Genomic DNA, 294 nt, shown 5'->3' on the forward strand with positions numbered 1-294 from the left:
TCCGGGGCGCCACCTACGGCGCGCTGCCCGCCGCGCTGCAACACCACGTCACCCTCGGTTTCGGCAACGACGGACTCGGTAGCGCCACCCGGCAGGTGGACTACCCCTTCCCGAAGCTGAACAACCGCAAGGTGACGATCTCCTTCAAGCCGAGCACGGCCGAGGACGAGGCGGCGCTGCTGGCCCTCTTACCGGAGGGAGAGATTACCGATCTCAGCCAACTGCCCGACACCATCCCCGCCTATCTGATCTCGGTCACCCCGGAACTGAAGGTGGACGGCGAGACGGTGCTGG

Annotated in this window: 1 pseudogene; it reads left to right on the forward strand. The window is 66.7% G+C overall.

From position 1 onward, the window contains the following. Nucleotides 1-294, forward strand: a pseudogene (locus ACYQ2W_RS26795) (transglutaminase domain-containing protein); the annotation flags it as partial.

The organism is Endothiovibrio diazotrophicus, from assembly GCF_054657215.1.